This is a genomic window from Paraburkholderia sp. EG286A, from assembly GCF_040965375.1.
In the GTDB taxonomy this organism is placed as follows: Bacteria; Pseudomonadota; Gammaproteobacteria; order Burkholderiales; family Burkholderiaceae; genus Paraburkholderia.
On sequence record NZ_JBFRCB010000001.1, the window covers coordinates 1388569 to 1407199 of the forward strand.

Here is an 18631-nt window from a genome sequence, read left to right on the forward strand (position 1 = left end):
AAAGCAAAAAAACCGATCACTCAGCGCCGCGCCGCTCATGACTAGGCGCATGCCCAAACTGCACCCGATACGCCTTACTAAAATGGCAGGGTGAATTAAACCCACAAATAGCGGTCACACGAGAAATCGAAGTATCGGTAGTCCGCAAGAGCTCACGCGCCCGCTTAAGCCGTAACGTCAAGTAATAATGCGTCGGCGAGACATTGAGATAAGCCTTGAACATCCGCTGCAAATGCCGCTGCGAAAGCCGAACGAGCCGCGCGAGTTCCTCCAGCGAGAGAGGCTCCTTGATATTCGCCTCCATCAACCGCACGACCTCCACCAACTCCGCGCGCGAAAAACCCACACGCGCATCCACTGGAATAGGCTGCAGATCCGACGAGCCGCGAATCCGCTCGAGAATGAACTGTTCGGACACCTTGGCAGCAAGACTCTGACCAAGTCGCGCGCCAACGAGTTCGAGCATCAGATCGAGCGGCGCAGTACCGCCCGTGCAAGTGAGCCGGTCGCGATCGACCACAAACAGCTCGTCGGCGAAACGCACGCGCGGAAACTCCTCGTGCAGAACCGTGAGATCCTCCCAATGCACGGCGCAGCGATAACCGTCCAGCAGCCCGCTCGCCATTAGCGCGTAAGCACCGGTGCAGATGCCGCCGAGCGGCACGCCCCGCTGTGCCACCATGGCGAGCGTCGCCCGCACGCCCTCGCTCATGATCTCGCGTATGCGTATGCCGCCGCACACGATCAGCACATCGGGCAGGCACGCCGGGTCGAGCGCCTGCGCGGGGCGCACCGTGATGCCGTTGCTTGCGCGGGCCGGTGCGCCGTCGAGCGAGTAGATCGACCAGCGGTAATGCTCCGCGCGCCCCACGTAGTTCGCCATGCGCAGAACCTCGACCGCACTCGAAAACGCGATCATCGAAAAATTCTGCAACGTCAGGAAACCGAAATGCCGGAGAGACGATGCCGTGCGCGTCTCGGGCTCGGGCACGGCGATGTCGGTCGTCACATTGCGCTCCTCGGGAAACGCGGTTGATCGTGTTATTCCAGCGCTTACGCCTCGACGACTGCGGGACGCACGCGCATCAGTTGCTTGAGTCCCGAGAACAGCGGCGCTTTCACGGCGCCCGGCGCCCGGCCAAAGCTCTCAGTAATGCGGTCGAGGATGATGGCGAGCAGCACGACGGAAAGCCCGCTTTCGAAACCGAGGCCAATATCCAGCCGCTGAATACTCGCGAGCACGTCGTTGCCAAGACCGCCCGCGCCCACCATCGAAGCGATGATGACCATCGAAAGCGCCATCATGATGGTCTGGTTCACGCCCTGCATGATGGACGGCAGCGCGTTGGGAAACTGCACCTTGTACAGCAGTTGCCACGGCGTGCAGCCGAACGCCTGTCCTGCTTCGACGATCTCGCGATTCACGTGCTTGATGCCGAGGCTCGTGAGACGCACGGCGGGCGGCATGGCGAAGATTACCGTCGACAGAATGCCGGGCACGCGGCCGAGACCGAACAGCATTGCGGCGGGAATCAGGTAGACGAACGCGGGCATGGTCTGCATCAGGTCGAGAATGGGCCTCACGATGGTTTGCACGAGCTTGCTCTTCGCCGTCCAGATGCCAAGCGGAATGCCGATCACGAGGCTGATCACCGTCGACGAGAGCGTGAGGCCGAGCGTCACGACGGTCTGATCCCAGAAGCCGGTTGCGTAGATCAGCAACAGCGAGCAGGTGGCGAATATCGCGAAGCGCCAGCCCACGCGCCACAGGCCGATTGCGATGAAGAACGCCATGAGCGCCCACATGGGGATGGCCTGCAAGCCGTGCTCGACGAGCGCAGCAAAACCCTCGATGGCCTTGCCGACGGCGTCGAAGCTGTTGGCGTCGTGGTCGAGCAGATAGTGAACCGACTGATCGACCCACTGGCCGACGGGAATGATCTCAGACATGGGCGGCACCTCGATTACGCGTAATGACCTTCAGGACGGCGGCCTGATCGATGGAACCGCAATAGCGTCCCTCGTCGTCGACCACGGGCAGCGCCGTCGTGTTCGCACACACGCGCGAGACCACCTGCTCCAGCGGCGTGCCAAGCTTGATGCACTCGACTTTCTTCAGCGACGGCTGCGCAGCGCCGATCGCATCGCGCGTGACGCAACCGCTGATGCGGCGCTGGGCGTCCAGCACGAACGCGTAATCGGCGCTGCCGTTGAGCGACGAGGCCACGCTCTTCGCGTCGAGCGTGCGGATGAGCGGCACGGCTTCGCGCTGCATGAGGTCGCCGGCGGTGAGATAGCGGCTCGTGTCCACGCCGTCGAAGAACGCACGCACATAGTCATCGGCAGGATTGCTGATGATTTCCTGCGGTGTGCCGATCTGCACGATGCGGCCGCCTTCCATGATCGCGATGCGGCTGCCAATGCGCAGCGCCTCTTCGAGGTCGTGCGAAACGAACATGATCGTGCGGCGCTGCTCTTTTTGCAGTTGCAGCAGCACGTTCTGCATTTCCTTGCGCTTGAGCGGATCGAGCGCGGAGAACGCTTCGTCCATGATCATGAGCGAGGGATTCACCGCGAGCGCGCGAGCGAGCCCCACGCGCTGCTGCATGCCGCCCGACAGCTCGGCGGGCAGCTTCTGCGCAAACGGCGCGAGGCCGACCTGTTCCAGCACGGCCAGCGCGCGCCGCTCGCGCTCCTTGCGGCCCACGCCCGCCACTTCGAGGCCGAACGCGGCATTCGCGAGCACGCTGCGCTGCGGCATGAGCGCGAACGACTGGAACACCATGCTCATGTCGGTGCGGCGCAGCGAGACCAGTTCCGAGCGCCGCACGGCCGCGATATCGCGCCCGTCGATGATGACCTTGCCGGCGGTGGGTTCCACGAGCCGGTTGATGAGCCGGATCAGCGTGGACTTGCCCGAGCCGGACAGGCCCATCAGCACGAAAATCTCGCCCTCATGCACCTCGAATGACGCATTGTTCACGCCGAGCACATAGCCGGTCTTCGCGAACAGCTCGTCTTTCGTCGCGCCCTTCGCAAGCAGCTCACGGGCAAGCTTCGGGTTGGGCCCGAATACCTTGCATAGTCCATCGACCACGATCTTGGGGGATTTCATCGACTCCGTCTCCTCGAACGGCAGGCGCCGGCCCGCACGGTATGTCTACATGGTTGCCAGAAAAATCCCTGCCGGGATGGCGAATTGCGACAGACGCTTACGCAAAAGCGACACGGCGCCGCATCAGAAAAATTACATGCTGCATATGCACAATCGCGCCGCGCGCGGCCCGTGATGGGCGCTGATCTGGCGGGGCCGCTGCAGGCCCCCTGCCGTTTTATTGTTTGCGATTACTGCGTGCCCGCCCAGGCATTCACGCGGTCGCCATGCGCGGCGATCCACGTATCGGCGGCGGCGTCGGGCTTCTCGCCGTTCTGGATCGCGAGCATTACGCTATCGATCTCACCCGGCTTCCACTGAAAGTTCTTCAGGAACGTCACGACCTGCGGAGCCTTCTTCTCGAGTTCGGGGTTGGCCACGTTGTCCACGTGCTCGGCCGCGCCGTACACGTTCTTCGGATCGTCGAGGAAGCGCAGCTTGTACTTGGCGAACATCCAGTGCGGCGTCCAGCCCGTGACGATCACGGGTTTCTTCGACCCCACCGAACGCGCCAGCTCGGCCGTCATCGCGCTGCCCGAACTCGGCATCACGCTGTAGCTGAGGTCGTATTGCTTGACGGCCTCGTCGGTCTTGCGCATCACGCCCGCGCCGGCGTCGATGCCGACGATGCGCCCGCCGAACGCCGACTTGTCCGCGTTCAGATCGGCGATGCTCTTCGCGCTCACATAGTCGGGCACCACGAGGCCGATCTTCGCGCCGGTGAAGTTCGTGCCGAGGTCGACCACCTTGTCCTTGAATTGCGCCCAGTACGCGCCCTGTGTGACGGGCAGCCAGGCGGAAAGCGTCGCGTCGAGGTCGCCGCGCGCCACGCCCTGCCACATGATGCCCGCGGCCACCGGCACGAGCTGCACCGGATAGCCGTAGCGTTTCTCGATGATGCGCGCGGCCACGTTGGACGTCGCGACGCTATCGTCCCAGCCCTCGACATAACCGATCTTCAAGGTCGGCTTGCCGTCGGCAAACGCCGGGGCGCTCAAGCTCACCATCGCCGATAACACACCGGTCCAAAAGAGTTTTCCAGCCAGCTTCATGGTCGATCTCCTGTGATATGGGCAAGCGCCCCGTGCCTATGCAGATTCGCCCGCCACAATCTGCCGCTAACGTCGATTTACGACGTGTTCTTGTCGTTGCGCGACGCGCGCGCTATTTGTCGACGACGAGGTCGGACAGCGGCTTCGAGCAGCACAGCAGCGCCATGCCCTGATCGATTTCGCGCTGGCGTATGCCGCCGCTATGCTTCATATCCACTTGCCCGGAAACGAGCTTGACCTTGCAGGTTCCGCACATGCCCTGGCTGCACGAGGAAGCGAGGCGCACGCCGGCCTGGCGCGCGGCGTCGAGCACGGTCTGTTGTGCACCGCATTGAATCTCGCGGCGGCTCTTCGCGAAGGTGATCTTGAAGCTGGCTGTTTCGACCGACGATTCCGCCGGCGGCTGTTCCACCGGTGCTTCGGCATCCGCCGTAAGCGTTTCGAATGAAAAACTCTCTTCGTGATAGCGTTCGCGCGCAAAGCCCGCTTCGTCGAGCAGATCGCGCACGGCTTTCATGTAAGGCGCGGGCCCGCAGGTGAAGATCTCGCGCTCCATGAAGTCCGGAGCAATCAACTTCAGGAGCGGCAGCGAGAGAAAGCCCGTCACGCCTGACCAATCGGTGCGCGCGCCCACCCTTTCACAGACGAACGACGTGCGGAAATTCGCGCGGCTCGACGCGATCAGCTCCAGCTCGCGCGCGAAGATGATGTCGTCGGGCGTGCGGGCGCTGTGCACGAAAACGATATCGCGGTCCTCCGCGAGATCGTGATGCGCGCGGCTCATCGACATCAGCGGTGTGACGCCGGACCCTGCGGAAAGGAACAGATACTTCGGCGCGGGGTGCCGCGCACAGGTGAATTCGCCGGCCGGCCCGAGCACGCGCAGCGAAACGCCCGGGCGCAGGTTGTCGTGCAGCCAGTTCGACACCTTGCCGCCCGGCACGCGCTTGACCGTAATGGAAATGGTATGAGGCCGTGCGGGCGACGACGAAATCGTATAGCACCGGTTGATGGCCTCGCCGTCGATCTCGAGTTCGAGCGTGAGGAATTGCCCCGGCTCGAACGAGAACGTGCGGCCCTGCGGCGAGCGCAGGAAAAAGCTCTTCACGTCGTGCGTTTCCTGCCATACGTGGCAGCACACGAGGGTTTCCTCGACCTCGCTCGTCCACCGCTCGGGCAGCGCGCCCCAGAACGCCGGGCGCGTGACCCGGCTGTCGCTGGCGTCGAGTGGATTGAATTGGGCCGCGTCTCGCATCATGTCAAACTCCGCTCTCTCTGCTTTACGCGTGTGCGTTATGCGCCAATCTGCGTGGCGAGGCGGCCGATATACCAGGCCGAAAACTTTTCGACGAGCCCTTCCGTGTACGGTGAATACGGACCCGGTTCATACGCGCTGCTCGTCGCGCCGCGCTGCGAATACTCCACGAGCGTGCGGTCCTGGTTGTTGGTCGCGTTCCACACGGCGGTGAGGTTCTCCACGTCGTAATCGATGCCTTCGCGCGCGTCCTTGTGAACGAGCCAGCGCGTGCGCACGAGCGTTTCGCCGGCGGACAGCGGAATCACGGAAAACGACACGATGTGGTCGCTCATGAAGTGATGCCACGAATTCGGCTGCGTCCAGAACGAGAGGCCGCCGAGATCGGCCGTGCGGAATTCGCCGAGCAGCTTCTTCGAGGCGACCTTCGCGTCCAGCGTTTGCGACTCGCCGCAACGGTCGAGCGGCAGGCGCTGCGTGCGAAAACCCGTGACATCCAGCAGTTTTTCGACTTCGACCGATGGCAGGTCCATCGCTTCCCACTGCTGCGCGCGCTCGTTGCAGGTGCGCTCGAACGCGTCCATGCCTTCCGCGTTGGCGTCCGTGCGCGCGTAGCCAAAGCCGTATTCGTAGAGCGAAATCGTCAGCTCGGGATGGTTCGCGACGCAGTGATAGCACTCGCGATTGTTTTCCATCACGAGCTTCCAGTTGCCCTTCTCGATGATGTCCACCTGCGCGGCGACCTTGCAGCCCGCCAGGTCGTGCGGCAGCAAATACGGCTCCATCTCGGCGCGCATGAGCGCGAAGTCGGCGGGCGGTTCTTCCGCCAGACACACGAAAATCAGGCCCGCAAGATTTTCCACATGCACGTTCTTGAGACTGTGCTTGCAGCGGTCGAACTGCTCGCCCATGTGCTCGGCGAACATCAGCGCGCCGGTCAGGTTGTAGGTCCAGCTGTGATACGGGCACACGATATTGCCCACCGACCCCTTCTCTTCGTTGCACAGACGCGCGCCGCGGTGGCGGCAAACGTTGTGGAACGCGCGCACCTGCATGTCGTCGTCGCGCACGATCAGGATCGAGTCGCCCGCCAGATCGACGGTCACGTAGTCGCCCGGTTCGGGAATTTCCGCTTCCGTGGCGACCTCGATCCAGTGTTGCCGGAAAATCGTCTCCATATCGAGCGCGAAAATCTCCTCGCTCAGGTAGAAAGGCGCCTCCAGGCTGTAACCCGCTTGGCGGCGCTCGATCAGCGCGCGAATCTCTGCCGTTACTTTCATGTGTGCTCCGGATTTTTCATCCCAGTTCGTTGCCGACAGGCCAGCAAAATCAGTAATCGATGAGTTGATGCTCCCGCAAATACGCGAGGATCACTTGTGCTTTTTCGACCGAACTCCCTTCAATTACGACGTTGCCGCCCCGGCTTTCGGTCGTGGTCGCCGAAAGCATGCGCGCGTGGCCTGAGCGCTTCTCTGCCGCGGCCAGCCGCACGGGTTTACGCTCGATTGGGCCGACCGTCCAGGCGGCCGCTTCGGTCGATTCGGCGGCGCTGACGCGCGTCGCGCTCGCAGGCCGCACCGCGCCCGCGCGCAGCCGCGCATAGGCGTAACGGGGCTGGGCGTTCGCGAGCGGATGCACGGCGATCACGGCGGGCAGCGCCGTCTGCACGCGACGGCGCAGACCCTTGGGCAGAAACTGGCGCACCACGGCGGCGCGCGTCGTGACGTCGACGTCGATATCGACTGCGCCGCCCACGATCGGCACGCCCAGCGCAGCCGCCACACGGTACGGCAGCATGCCGCTGTCGTGCGCGCCCTCGGCGCGCGTGCCGGTCAGCACGAGATCGTAGCCGCGCACGCGCTCGGCGAGCACGCGCGCCGCGTCGCCGGAAGGCGCGCAGGCCAGCACCTCGACTTCGTGCGCGCCCAGCGCGAGGTATTCGGCGAGTGCGGGATCGGCGGCGTCGCCTGCGTGCAGCACGTCGAGGCGCGCGCGATGTCGCTCGGCCAGCGTGCGCGCGAGCTCGAGCGCGAGCGCGTCGTTGCGGCTGTAACGCGGCGCGCCGCTCACGGGGTGCCGCCCTACCGAAACGAGCACCGCAATGCGCTCGATTCCATCTTGAGGATCATGGCGTGCGTTCATGCGGCGACTCCTGCAGAATGCGTTTCGTCACGGTTGGCGCTCGCCCCGCCACGCTTTGCGCGTGCGGCTCGCACCTGCTCGATCAGCGCGGCGATCGTGCCTTGCGCGTCGCCGACCACGGTCAAGTTGGCGCGCTTCGCTATCGGCGCGCTGCCGTCGAGATTCACGGCAATCACATGGCGGCAGTCCTTGATGCCCTGCAAGTGCTGCACGGCGCCCGAAATGCCGAACGCGATATACACGCTCGCCTCGACCGTCTTGCCCGTTGCGCCGACCTGCTTGTCGCGCGTGAAGTGGCCGTTGTCCACCGCCACACGGCTCGCGCCGATCGCCGCGCCGAATGCGCCAGCGAGGCGCCCGAACGCGGCAATGTCGGTCACGCCGTTGCCCGCCGAGACGATGAAATCGGCTTCTTCGAGCGCGACCTGGGCGGCGTCGATGGCTTCGAGCCCGAGGTCCCTGTATGGCGACGCGAGGTCGGTAGCCGGCCGGATGAAATCGCCTGCGAGGCGTTCGCCCGCGCCGACGAAAGGCAGCTTCGCCTCGACGGCGTTCGGCGCGAGCAGGACCACGTCGGGCAGCGAACGCTCGGCCCACGCGCGCTTCGCCTGTTCATACACGCCCACGTGCTTCGCATCGATCTCGACCACGTGGGTCGCCACGCTCGCACCGGCGGCGGCCGCATAACGGCGGCCGAGGTCGCCGTCGCCGCTGGCGTTGTCGGGCAGGAATACGTGCTTCGGCGCGAGCGCCGCCGCGCAGGCCTGCAGCGCACGCAACGCGCTTTCTGGCGCGAACGTGCGGCGCTCGAAACCGGGCAGTTCGATCAGCTTGTCCACCCCGAGCGCCCCGGCATCGTCCTTCAGCTCGCCGAACACGAGCAGCGCGACTTCGGTTTGCGCATCGGCCAGCAGCGCGGCGGCGGCAATGGCCTGGCACGCGTGATCGTCGAGTGCGCCGCGTTCGGCGTGTGCGACGACGAGCAGATGATGATTCGGATGACTCACCACGCGACGTGGCTTCGCTGCGCCTTCGTGCGCGTGCTGCGCGAGCCACTGCGCATCGCTCGCGTCTGCGCTGCCGGCTTCGCCCAGCGTGATGCGCCTGAGGCCCGTCGCCGTGACGACGAAGGGGCGGCGCGGATCGATTCGTTTGAGGGTATTCATCGATTCACTCCAGCGAAGCGGCCACGAGTTCGGCCACGTCGAGCACGTCGGGGCGCGGACCCACCACGCCTTCGAGCATGGCCGTGCACTGCGGGCAGCCCACGGCGACGACTTCGGCGTCGACGGCACGCGCGTCGGCGATGCGGATGTCGGGAATGCGCTGCTTGCCGGGGATATCGGTGAGCGGCGCGCCGCCGCCACCGCCGCAGCAGCGTGCGCGCATGCCGTGGCGCTCCATCTCCACGACCTTGATGCCGATGGTCTTGAGCAGCTTGCGCGGCGCTTCGGTCTCGCCGTTGTAGCGGCCCAGATAGCAGGGATCGTGGTACGTCGTGCGCTTTTCCGCGAGCGCCTGCACCGCCTTGGGCGCGATGCGTCCGGTCGCGGCGAGTTCCGCGAGGTAGGTCGTGTGATGCAGCACTTCGTAACGTCCGCCAAGCGCGCGGTACTCGTTGCGCAGGCTGTGCATGACGTGCGGATCGGCGGTGACGATGCGCGCGAAGTCCAGCGTGGCGAGCGTCGTCATCATCTGCCTGGCCATCTGCTGGAATGTCGCTTCGTCGCCGAGGCGGCGCGCTACGTCGCCCGTGTCGGTTTCCCGCGCGCCGAGCACGGCGTAGTTCACGCCCGCCTTGTTGAGCACCTTCACGAGCGCGCGCAGCGTGCGCTGATAGCGCATGTCGAACGCGCCCTCGCCCGCCACCACGAGGATGTCCACGCGCTTGCCCGGTTGCGCCACGGGCGCGTTGAGATCGACCGACCAGTCGTAGCGCGCCGCCTTGTCGTAGCCGCCCGCCGTGCCCGTTTCGCGCAGATTGGCCAGCACCTCGGGGCCTTTGCCCGGCACCTCGCCGTGCACCAGCGTCTGGTTGCGGCGCATATCGACGATGGCGTCCACGTGCTCGATCAGCATCGGGCACTCCTGCACGCAGGCGCGGCAGGTGGTGCAGGACCACAGCGTTTGCGCTTCGATCAGGTTTGAAACGATCGGGCCATTCGGCGCGCCGACATGCTCGCCGACCTTGATGCCGGGCGTGGGGCTGCCCGCATAGGCCGCATCGGTGCCGCCCGCCATGCCCACCACGAGATCCTGAATCAGCTTCTTGGGGTTGAGCGGCTGGCCCGAGGCGAACGCGGGGCACGCGGCCTCGCATTTGCCGCACTGCACGCAGGCGTCGAAGCTCAGCAGCTGGTTCCAGCGAAACTCAACGGGTTTCGCCACGCCATATTCCTGCTTCTCTTCGATGTCGGGGAGCTTCAACGCCGTCGGGGGCGTAGCCGTGCCGTTGCCGGTCCAGCCCTCGCGCGTGGCCGAAAAGCGCTCCTGGCGCGGATGGAACGCGAGGTGCAACAGCCCCGCCACGGCATGCTTCATCGGGCCGCCGCGCGCCGCGCCGAACGTCATCGCGAACGCGCCCACGGCGATCAGCAGCGCGCAGAGCACCGCGAAGCCGCCCGACATGGTGCCCGCCGGTACGACCGTGAAGAGCGCCACACCCAGCGCGAACGAACCGAGCAGCCACGGCAGCGTATTCCAGGGCCCGCACGAGAGGCGCGCCGGCACCGCTTTCGCGTGGCGGCGGCGCCACACGAACACCACGCCGATCAGCATGGCGAGCGCCGCGAGAAAGATCAGCTTGTCCAGCCACGGCGAATAGATCGCGAACCCGTAGTTGATGAACACGAGCGCGAGCGCCGCGATGGCGCCGCCCGCGGTGGCGACGTGCGTCTTGGCGATGTACGGATCGCGCGCGACCACGTGGTGCAGATCGACGAAATAACGCTTCGGGATACTGAACAGCTTGCCGACGCCGACGGAGCCGGGCGCAGCCGCGCGCCCCACCCGCCAGAACGCGGCACGCTTCGCGACCGCGAACGCGAGCCCCCCCATCGACACCCACAGCAGCGCGGTAATGAGCCAGGTCGGATTCATGGTTCAGAAGTCCTTGGCGAGCCGCAGCGCATCGTAGATCGCGCCGTGAATGTTGTGCAAGGAGATGCAGTCGCCCACGCGGAACAACAGGAAGCGGCCATTGCCGAGTTCTTCGGAAAGGCACGGCTGCGCTTCGGCCGCGAAGAGCTTGTGCACGTCCACCTGCCCGCGATTGACCGATTCGGGCTTGAGCTTCCAGTACAAGGCGTCGTTGGGCGTGCTGCCGTTTTCGATCACCACCTGATCGACGGCGCGCTCTTCCTGTTCCTCCGTGTACTCGTTGCGCAGCACGGCGATCTTCTTGCCGTCCTCTTCGTACACGCGGTCGAGCCAGTAGTTCGGCGTGTGAATCACGCCTTGCGCATAGAGACGGCGATAGAAGATCGGGAACGTGGTGCCGCCCACGTCGTCGGCGACCTTCACGTCGGGCGTCACGATCTCGACCTTCGAGCCGCGGCTCGAAATGAAATCGGCGACGCCTGCGCCCGCATGTGTGCTCACGCCGTCGTAGACGAGCACGTTCTGCTTCGGTTCGACCTTGCCGCTCAGGATGTCCCACGCGCTCACGGCGAGCCCCTCTTCCACGCCCCAGGCTGGAACCTGCTGCGTGAAGCTCGATCCGCCCGTGGCGAGCACGATGATGTCGGGCTTTTCCGCGAGAATGGTCTTCTCGTCGGCTGTCACTCCAAGGCGGCGATCCACGCCAAGGCGTTTCGTCTCCATGTCGAACCAGCGCACGATGCCCGCCATCTGCTCGCGCTGCGGCGCTTTCGCAGCGAGCAGAATCTGGCCGCCCACGGCGTCGTTCTTCTCGAACAGCACGACGTCATGGCCGCGCAGCCGCGCCACGCGTGCCGCCTCCAGGCCCGCGGGGCCCGCGCCGACCACCACGACCTTGCGCTTCGGCCCGCGCGATTTTTCGAACACGTGCGGCATGGTCGCTTCGCGCGACGTTGCCGCGTTCTGCACGCAGAGCACGTCGAGCCCGTTGTACTGGCGGTCGATGCAATAGTTCGCGCCCACGCACTGCTTGATCTCGTCCTCGCGGCCGTCGCGAATCTTGATGACCATGTGCGGGTCGGCGATCTGTGCGCGCGTCATGCCCACGAGATCGACCATGCCGCTCGCGAGCAGACGCTCGGCCTGGCCCGCGTCGCGAATGCTCTGCGCGTGCATGACCGGCAGCTTGACCACCGACTTGATACCTGCCGCGAGATGCACGAACGGCTCCGGCGGCAGCGCCATGGGCGGCATGCAGTTCGCGAGCGTGTTGTGCGTATCCGCACCTGAGCCGATCACGCCGAGATAATCGATGAGACCCGTTTCCGACATCGCCTGCGCGATTTCCTTGAGCTGCTCGTGATCGAGGCCGTCTTCGTGGAATTCGTCGCCGCACATGCGCAGGCCGACGCAAAAGTCCTTGCCCACCGCTTCGCGCACGGCCTTGAGCACTTCCACGCCAAACCGCAAACGGTTTTCGAGCGAGCCGCCCCATTCGTCGGTGCGGAAGTTCGTGCGCGGGCTCCAGAACTGGTCGATCAGATGCTGGTGCGCGGCGGAGATTTCGATGCCGTCCATGCCCGCGTCCTTCACGCGCTTCGCAGCCGCCGCGAAGTCTCCGATGATGCGGCGGATCTCCTCCACCTCGATGATCTTCGCGTTGCCGCGGTGCACGGGCTCGCGGACGCCCGAAGGCGACATCAAATGCGGCCAGTGCTCGCCGTGAAAGGCGGAGCGGCGGCCCATGTGGGTGGCCTGGATCATGATCTTCGCGCCGTGGCGGTGCATGGCCTCGGCCAGACGCGCGAGCGGATCGATGATCTTGTCGGTGGCGAGATTCACCGACTTCCACCAGCCCTGCGGGCTGTCGATCGACACCGGGCTCGACCCGCCGCATACGGCCAGGCCTACGCCGCCCTTGGCCTTTTCTTCGTAATAGCGGATATAGCGGTCGCCCGGCAAGCCGCCCGGCTCCGCGTAGACCTCGGCGTGGGCCGTGCTGACGATGCGGTTGCGCAGCGTGAGCTGATTGAGCGTCAAGGGTTTGAACAGATTGGGGTAGCGCATCGCAGACGACCTCTGGCGTTCGTGTCTTTCGGTGTGACCTGTATTGCGGGGGGCGCGCGGTCGTTCAGGCGGCGATCGGCGAGACTTCGAATACGCAGTGCGCGTGGCCTTCGGCGGCGCATTGCACTTCTTTTGACTGCGAACGCGGCGCGTGCTTGCCGCCTTCCGTGGTGTCGTTCACCCAGTCCATCGCGCCCGCGAACCAGCCCGCGAACATGTAGCAAAGCTTGCCTTCCTTGCCCGGTTGCGCCAGCACGAACGACGAATGACGCAATTCGATCTTCGCGCGCGCGGTTGCCGGGTCCGCCTCGCGTATCGTGAAGAGGCCCCAGCCGCGCTGCGAAAGACGCTTCAGGTAATGCTCGAACACGTCCATGCCGGCAATGCCGTGCTTTTCGGCTTCCTTCGCGCACCAATGGTACGCCGACTTGTAGCCGGCCTTGTAGAGAATCTCGGCGTATGCGTCACGGCCGAGCGCCTCTTCCACGGCGGTGTGGTTGTTGGTGAAGAAGTGACGCGGCACGTACAGCATCGGAAGCGCGTCCGTGGTCCAGACGCCGGTGGCGGGATCGACATCGATCGGCAGTTGCGGTTGCATTTCGTGGGGCTCCAATGACTCAACGAGCGTTTTTAGTTAGGGTTTCTAAGTGGTAACGATGGCCTTTCCATGCTGCATGGTCAGGCCCGGCGATCAACTGCCCCAGACTTCGCCGAACACGCGCATCCAGTTCTCGCCCATGACCTTCTTGATGCGCGTTTCGCTCCAGCCGGCCTTTTGCATGGCGGCGGTGAGATTCGGAAATTCGCCGATCGTGCGGATGCCTTCCGGGTTCACGACCTTGCCGAAATTCGTGAGACTGCGATAACGGCCCTTGTCGTGCGTGATCCAGTCGAAGAACTCGGTGCTGTAGCCTTGCGTGAAATCCGTGCCGATGCCCACGCGGTCCTCGCCGATCAGATCGACGACGTATTCGATCGCTTCGAGATAGTCCTCGACCGTCGAATCCGGGCCCTTCTTGAGGAACGGCGCGAACATCGTCACGCCCACGAAGCCGTTAGCGTCGGCAATCTCCTTCAGCTGCTCGTCGGTCTTGTTGCGCGGATGCTCCTTGAGACCCGACGGGCAGCAGTGCGAATACGTCACCGGCCTCTTCGAGCACGCAATCGCATCCGACGAAGTCTTTCCGCCCACGTGCGAGAGATCGACGAGAATCCCCACGCGGTTCATTTCCTGGATCACTTCGCGCCCGTAACCGGAGAGCCCGCCGTCCGGCTCATAGCAGCCGGTGCCGACCAGGTTCTGTGTGTTGTAGCAAAGCTGCACGACGTTCACGCCGAGTTCCTTGAACACCTCGATATAGCCGAGGTTGTCTTCGAACGCATACGAGTTCTGGAAGCCGAAGATGATGCCGGTCTTGTTCTCTTTCTTCGCCCGCAGGATGTCGTCGGTCGTGCGCACGAGCGTGAGGATCTCGCTGTACTCGCGAATCTGCTGCTTCATCTGCGCGATGTTGTCCACCGTCTTCTGGAAGTCCTCCCAGACGGAAACCGTACAGTTGACGGCGGTGACGCCGCCCTTGCGCATGTCTTCGAACACCGAGCGCTCGAACTTCGAAATGTTCAGGCCGTCGATGATGATGCTGTTGTCGTGCAGAGTGCTCATTAGCCGCTCCGAAACTCGCGAATGAAATTGAAAGGCGGTGGTGTGAAGAATCAGGCTTGCGTATAGATCGGGAAGCGCTCGCACAGCGCGAATATCTCGCGGCGCACGCGCTGCTCGGTGGCGGCGTCGCCTTCGGGATGCGCGCGCAGCGCGTCGAACACTTCGAGAATCAGGCGGCCGATCTCGCGGAATTCGTCCACGCCGAAGCCGCGCGTCGTACCGGCCGGCGTGCCGAGGCGAATGCCCGAGGTGACCGTGGGCTTTTCGGCGTCGAACGGAATGCCGTTCTTGTTGCAAGTGATGCCGGCGCGCTCGAGCGCCTGCTCGACCTGATTGCCCTTCAGGCCCTTGGGCCGCAGATCGACGAGCAGCAGATGGTTGTCGGTGCCGCCCGTCACGAGATCGACGCCGCCCGCCTTCAGCACCTCGCCCAGCGCCTTCGCATTGGCGAGCACGCCGTCGATATAGGTCTTGAAGCCGGCTTCGAGCGCTTCGCCGAACGCGACCGCTTTGCCCGCGATCACGTGCATGAGCGGGCCGCCCTGCAGGCCGGGGAACACGGCCGAGTTGATCTTCTTGGCGATTTCCTCATCGTTGGTCAGCACGAAGCCGCCGCGCGGGCCGCGCAGCGTCTTGTGCGTGGTGGAGGTGACGACGTGCGCGTGCTCGACGGGGTTCTGATGACGCCCTGCCGCGATGATGCCCGCGATATGCGCCATATCCACCATCAGCTTCGCGCCGACCGCGTCGGCGATGGCGCGAAAGCGCGCGAAGTCGAGAGCGCGCGGATACGCGGAAAAGCCGGCGATGATGAGGCTGGGCTTGTGCTGCTGCGCGAGTTCTTCGACCTGGTCGTAATCAATCAGCATGGTTTCGCGGTTGACGCCGTACTGCACGGCGTTGAACCACTTGCCCGAAAGCGCCGGCTTGGCGCCGTGCGTGAGGTGGCCGCCCGCGTCGAGCGACATGCCGAGCACCGTGTCGCCCGGTTTGGCGAGCGCGAGCATGACCGAGCCGTTGGCTTGCGCGCCCGAATGCGGCTGCACGTTGGCGAAGCCGGCGTTGAATAGTTGCTTGATGCGGCTGATGGCAAGCGCTTCCACCTCGTCGGCGAATTCGCAGCCGCCGTAATAGCGCTTGCCCGGATAACCTTCCGCGTACTTGTTGGTCAGCACCGAGCCCTGGGCCTCGAGCACGGCGCGCGACACGATGTTTTCCGACGCGATCATTTCGACCTGCGACTGCTGCCGCTCGAGTTCTTTCAGGATGCTGCTGCGGATTGCCGAATCGCGCTGCGCCAGCGTTTGCGAAAAGAAAGGTTGAGTGTTCGACATAGGGCTTCCGTGACGATGAATGAAGGACTTCCTGCAATGCTGGAGGCCCCGTCGCGACTGGCTTCAGAGCGGCTTTGAATCCGCTTGACCGGCTGGGGACCGACGGTTCTATTCTTGTCGTTCGAATTGGCGCTCAACGTCGAAATTCAGACGCGTTCTTTTCCTTTTCCGCCATCCGCGTCCATTTTTCACAAGTGGCTACGTTAGGGCGCGCGCTAACGGTGCGCCGTGCCCCATGTTTCCCAATCCAAATTATTTATCGTGCATCGCAGTGCACCAATCCCGCACTCTCGTCCTATTTCCCGCGTCCGGCTTTTTTGTCCAGATGACTCAGGGTTTTGCCGCATGGCACACTGGACCCGCCAAATTCGAAAATTGCGGTAGCGTAGCCGGCCCCCCGGCCTCACCGGGCCTCCACTGGGCATCAGGCTACCGATCACAAGGAATCGTCCCCCATGCTGCCGGATCGCACAGCGTCGTTAGCGCACTTCGCGTTCATGCCGCTGCCCGACTTCACGATGATCGCGTTCACGAACGCGATCGAAGTTCTTCGTATGGCTAACTACCTGAGCGGACAGCCGCTTTACAGGTGGTCGATCATCAGCCCGGAGGGCGGCCCGGTCGCGTCGAGCAATGGGCTTTCCATCGACACTGGCCCGGCCGAATGTGTGGGGAAGCCCGATATCGTGTTCGTCTGCGGCGGCATCGAAGTGCAGCGGGCCACCACGCCCGCCCATCTCGCTGCGCTGCGCCGCTTCGCGCGCATGGGTGTGGCGCTGGGCAGCCTTTGCACGGGTACCTATGCGCTGGCGAAGTCCGGGTTGCTGGCTGGGTATGCTTGCGCAATCCATTGGGAAAACATGTCGGCGCTGAAGGAGGAGTTTCCTTCGACGCGTTTTCTCAAGGAGCTTTTCGTCATTGATCGCGACCGCGTGACCTGCACCGGCGGCGTCGCGCCGCTCGACATGATGCTGCATCTCATCACGGCACGCGTGGGCACTGCGCGCGTGACGCAGATCGCCGAGCAGTTCGTAGTCGAGCATGTGCGCGATACGTCTGCCCAGCAGCGCATGCCGCTCGTCGCGCGGCTCGGGTCCGCAAACAAGTCGCTCTTCGAAGTCATTTCTCTCATGGAGAACAATATCGAGGAGCCGCTTTCGCGTGAAGAGCTCGCGCGGCTTGCGAATATGTCACAGCGGCAGTTGCAGCGGCTCTTTCATGAGCATCTTGGCATGACGCCGACTCATTATTATTTGACGCTGCGGTTGCGGCGGGCGCGTGAGCTGCTACTGCAAACCGATATGTCGATTATGCAGATTACGATGGCCTGCGGGTTTCAGTCGGCTTGTCACTTTAGCAAGAGCTATCGGGATGCTTTTGGGAGTGCGCCTACTGGGGAGAGGCGGAAGCGGGTGGCGCCGCTTTCTGGGTTGGATTCGCCTGGGGCGGCGGCTGTTGTTTTGCCTGCGCCTGTTGTTCATATCTGAAACTTGCTTTCGCGCTGGTCTGCCTGGGTTGCCCCTGTGCGGGGCAACGCGTGCATACCGACGCGAAAACAAGAAAACCCACAAAAACCGGCCAAAAGCCAAAACCAAAAACAAAAGCTAGGCCGCCAACAACCCATGCGGATCAATCACAAACTTCCGCGGCGCGCCCCCATCAAACTTCTTATACCCCTCAGGCGCCTCATCAAGCGAAATAACCGACACATTAACGATCTTGGCGATCGGCAACCGATCAAACAAAATCGCCTGCATGAGATTGCGGTTGTACTTGAGCACGGGCGTTTGCCCCGTATGGAAAGTATGCGACTTGGCCCAGCCAAGCCCAAAGCGGATGCTCAGGCTCCCATGCTGCGCGGCCACATCGCGTGCGCCCGGATCGTCGGTCACGTACAGCCCCGGAATGCCGATCATCCCTGCGGGCCGCGTGATTTCCATCAGCGAATTGAGCACCGTGGCCGGCGCCTCTTCCGAGTGACCGGAAGCGCCATGCCCGTGGGCTTCAAAACCCACGCAATCCACAGCACAATCGATTTCCGGCTTGCCGAGTATCTGCTCGATCTGCTCGCCAAGCGTCGCGTCTTTCGACAGATCGACCACTTCGAAACCCATCGCCTTCGCATGCGCGAGTCGCTCGGCATTGATGTCGCCGACGATCGTGCAGGCCGCGCCGAGCAAACGCGCCGAAGCCGCAGCCGCCATCCCCACCGGTCCCGCGCCCGCAATATAGACGGTCGAGCCCGGCTTCACGCCCGCCGTGACCGCGCCGTGATAGCCCGTGGGCAGAATATCGGAGAGACACGTGAGATCGCGGATCTTCGACATGGCCTGATCGCGGTCCGGAAACTTCAGCAGGTTGAAGTCGGCATACGGCACGAGCACGTATTCGGCCTGGCCGCCAATCCAGCCGCCCATGTCGACATAGCCGTAAGCGCCGCCCGCGCGCGACGGGTTCACGTTCAGGCAAACACCGGTGTGCTGCTCGCGGCACATCGCACAGCGCCCGCAGGCCACGTTGAACGGCACGGAAACGAGGTCGCCAATCTTCAGCGTTTCGACGTCGTTGCCCACCTCCACCACTTCGCCGGTGATCTCGTGGCCTAGCACGAGACCGACGGGCGCCGTCGTGCGCCCGCGCACCATATGCTGGTCCGAGCCGCAGATATTCGTGCTGACCACCTTCAGAATGACACCATGGCCGATCGAGCGCCCGCTCGGATCGACCATCTTCGGATACGCGATGTTCTGCACCTCGACCTTGCCCGGACCTTGATACACGACGCCTCGATTACCGCTCATCTCGCTGTCTCCTGTTCGATGCAGCTCGCAACGCTGCTCACTAGATGGCGTCACCTCGTGCAGA

15 protein-coding genes are annotated in these 18631 nt (G+C 64.0%); 1 reads left to right on the plus strand and 14 read right to left on the minus strand.

Annotated features, from left to right (window positions below; genetic code table 11):
* Positions 1-16 precede the first annotated feature (16 nt).
* From AB4Y35_RS06185 to AB4Y35_RS06245, 13 genes are all read right to left on the minus strand, one after another.
* Positions 17-1009 carry a GlxA family transcriptional regulator gene (locus AB4Y35_RS06185; protein ID WP_342923515.1) on the minus strand — a complete coding sequence of 331 codons (993 nt, stop codon included), beginning with the start codon at positions 1007-1009 and terminating at the stop codon, positions 17-19.
* A gap of 44 nt (positions 1010-1053) precedes the next feature.
* Positions 1054-1950, minus strand: coding sequence for a choline ABC transporter permease subunit (gene choW, locus AB4Y35_RS06190; protein WP_368703739.1), 897 nt, complete (start codon positions 1948-1950; stop codon positions 1054-1056).
* Positions 1943-3115, minus strand: coding sequence for a glycine betaine/L-proline ABC transporter ATP-binding protein (locus tag AB4Y35_RS06195; protein ID WP_368703740.1), 1173 nt, complete (start codon positions 3113-3115; stop codon positions 1943-1945). The genes choW and AB4Y35_RS06195 overlap by 8 nt, the downstream gene beginning before the upstream one ends.
* A 230-nt stretch (positions 3116-3345) precedes the next feature.
* Positions 3346-4206, minus strand: a complete 861-nt coding sequence (locus AB4Y35_RS06200) for a glycine betaine ABC transporter substrate-binding protein (protein WP_368686804.1) — start codon at positions 4204-4206, stop codon at positions 3346-3348.
* Positions 4207-4318: 112 nt separating this feature from the next.
* Positions 4319-5464 carry a 2Fe-2S iron-sulfur cluster-binding protein gene (locus AB4Y35_RS06205; RefSeq protein WP_368703741.1) on the minus strand — a complete coding sequence of 382 codons (1146 nt, stop codon included), beginning with the start codon at positions 5462-5464 and terminating at the stop codon, positions 4319-4321.
* 35 nt (positions 5465-5499) lie between these two features.
* Complete coding sequence (locus AB4Y35_RS06210) at positions 5500-6741, minus strand: aromatic ring-hydroxylating dioxygenase subunit alpha (RefSeq protein ID WP_368703742.1); 1242 nt, start codon at positions 6739-6741, stop codon at positions 5500-5502.
* Positions 6742-6790: 49 nt separating this feature from the next.
* Positions 6791-7603, minus strand: coding sequence for an electron transfer flavoprotein subunit beta/FixA family protein (locus AB4Y35_RS06215; RefSeq protein ID WP_368703743.1), 813 nt, complete (start codon positions 7601-7603; stop codon positions 6791-6793).
* Positions 7600-8769 carry an FAD-binding protein gene (locus AB4Y35_RS06220; protein ID WP_368703744.1) on the minus strand — a complete coding sequence of 390 codons (1170 nt, stop codon included), beginning with the start codon at positions 8767-8769 and terminating at the stop codon, positions 7600-7602. Before AB4Y35_RS06220 ends, AB4Y35_RS06215 begins: the two co-directional genes overlap by 4 nt.
* Positions 8770-8773: 4 nt before the next feature.
* On the minus strand, positions 8774-10702 hold the full coding sequence (locus AB4Y35_RS06225; RefSeq protein ID WP_368703745.1) for a (Fe-S)-binding protein: 1929 nt from the start codon (positions 10700-10702) through the stop codon (positions 8774-8776).
* A 3-nt stretch (positions 10703-10705) separates the two neighbouring features.
* The gene (locus tag AB4Y35_RS06230; protein ID WP_368703746.1) at positions 10706-12769 is read right to left on the minus strand and encodes an FAD-dependent oxidoreductase; all 2064 of its coding nucleotides are present in this window, start codon (positions 12767-12769) and stop codon (positions 10706-10708) included.
* 64 nt (positions 12770-12833) lie between these two features.
* Positions 12834-13367, minus strand: coding sequence for a DUF5943 domain-containing protein (locus AB4Y35_RS06235; protein ID WP_368686797.1), 534 nt, complete (start codon positions 13365-13367; stop codon positions 12834-12836).
* Positions 13368-13460: 93 nt separating this feature from the next.
* Positions 13461-14432 (minus strand): dipeptidase, encoded by a 972-nt coding sequence (locus AB4Y35_RS06240; protein ID WP_368703747.1) that lies wholly within the window; start codon positions 14430-14432, stop codon positions 13461-13463.
* Between the two features lie 50 nt (positions 14433-14482).
* Entirely contained in the window at positions 14483-15766 is a 1284-nt protein-coding gene (locus AB4Y35_RS06245) for a serine hydroxymethyltransferase (protein WP_368703748.1), read from the minus strand.
* A gap of 455 nt (positions 15767-16221) precedes the next feature.
* Between AB4Y35_RS06245 and AB4Y35_RS06250 the strand changes: the two genes are divergently transcribed.
* Entirely contained in the window at positions 16222-17253 is a 1032-nt protein-coding gene (locus AB4Y35_RS06250) for a GlxA family transcriptional regulator (protein WP_368703749.1), read from the plus strand.
* A gap of 117 nt (positions 17254-17370) precedes the next feature.
* Here the strand turns inward: AB4Y35_RS06250 and fdhA are convergent, their stop codons facing one another.
* A complete protein-coding gene (gene fdhA, locus AB4Y35_RS06255; RefSeq protein ID WP_069267059.1) occupies positions 17371-18567 on the minus strand; it encodes a formaldehyde dehydrogenase, glutathione-independent in 1197 nt (398 codons plus the stop codon).
* Positions 18568-18631 lie beyond the last annotated feature (64 nt).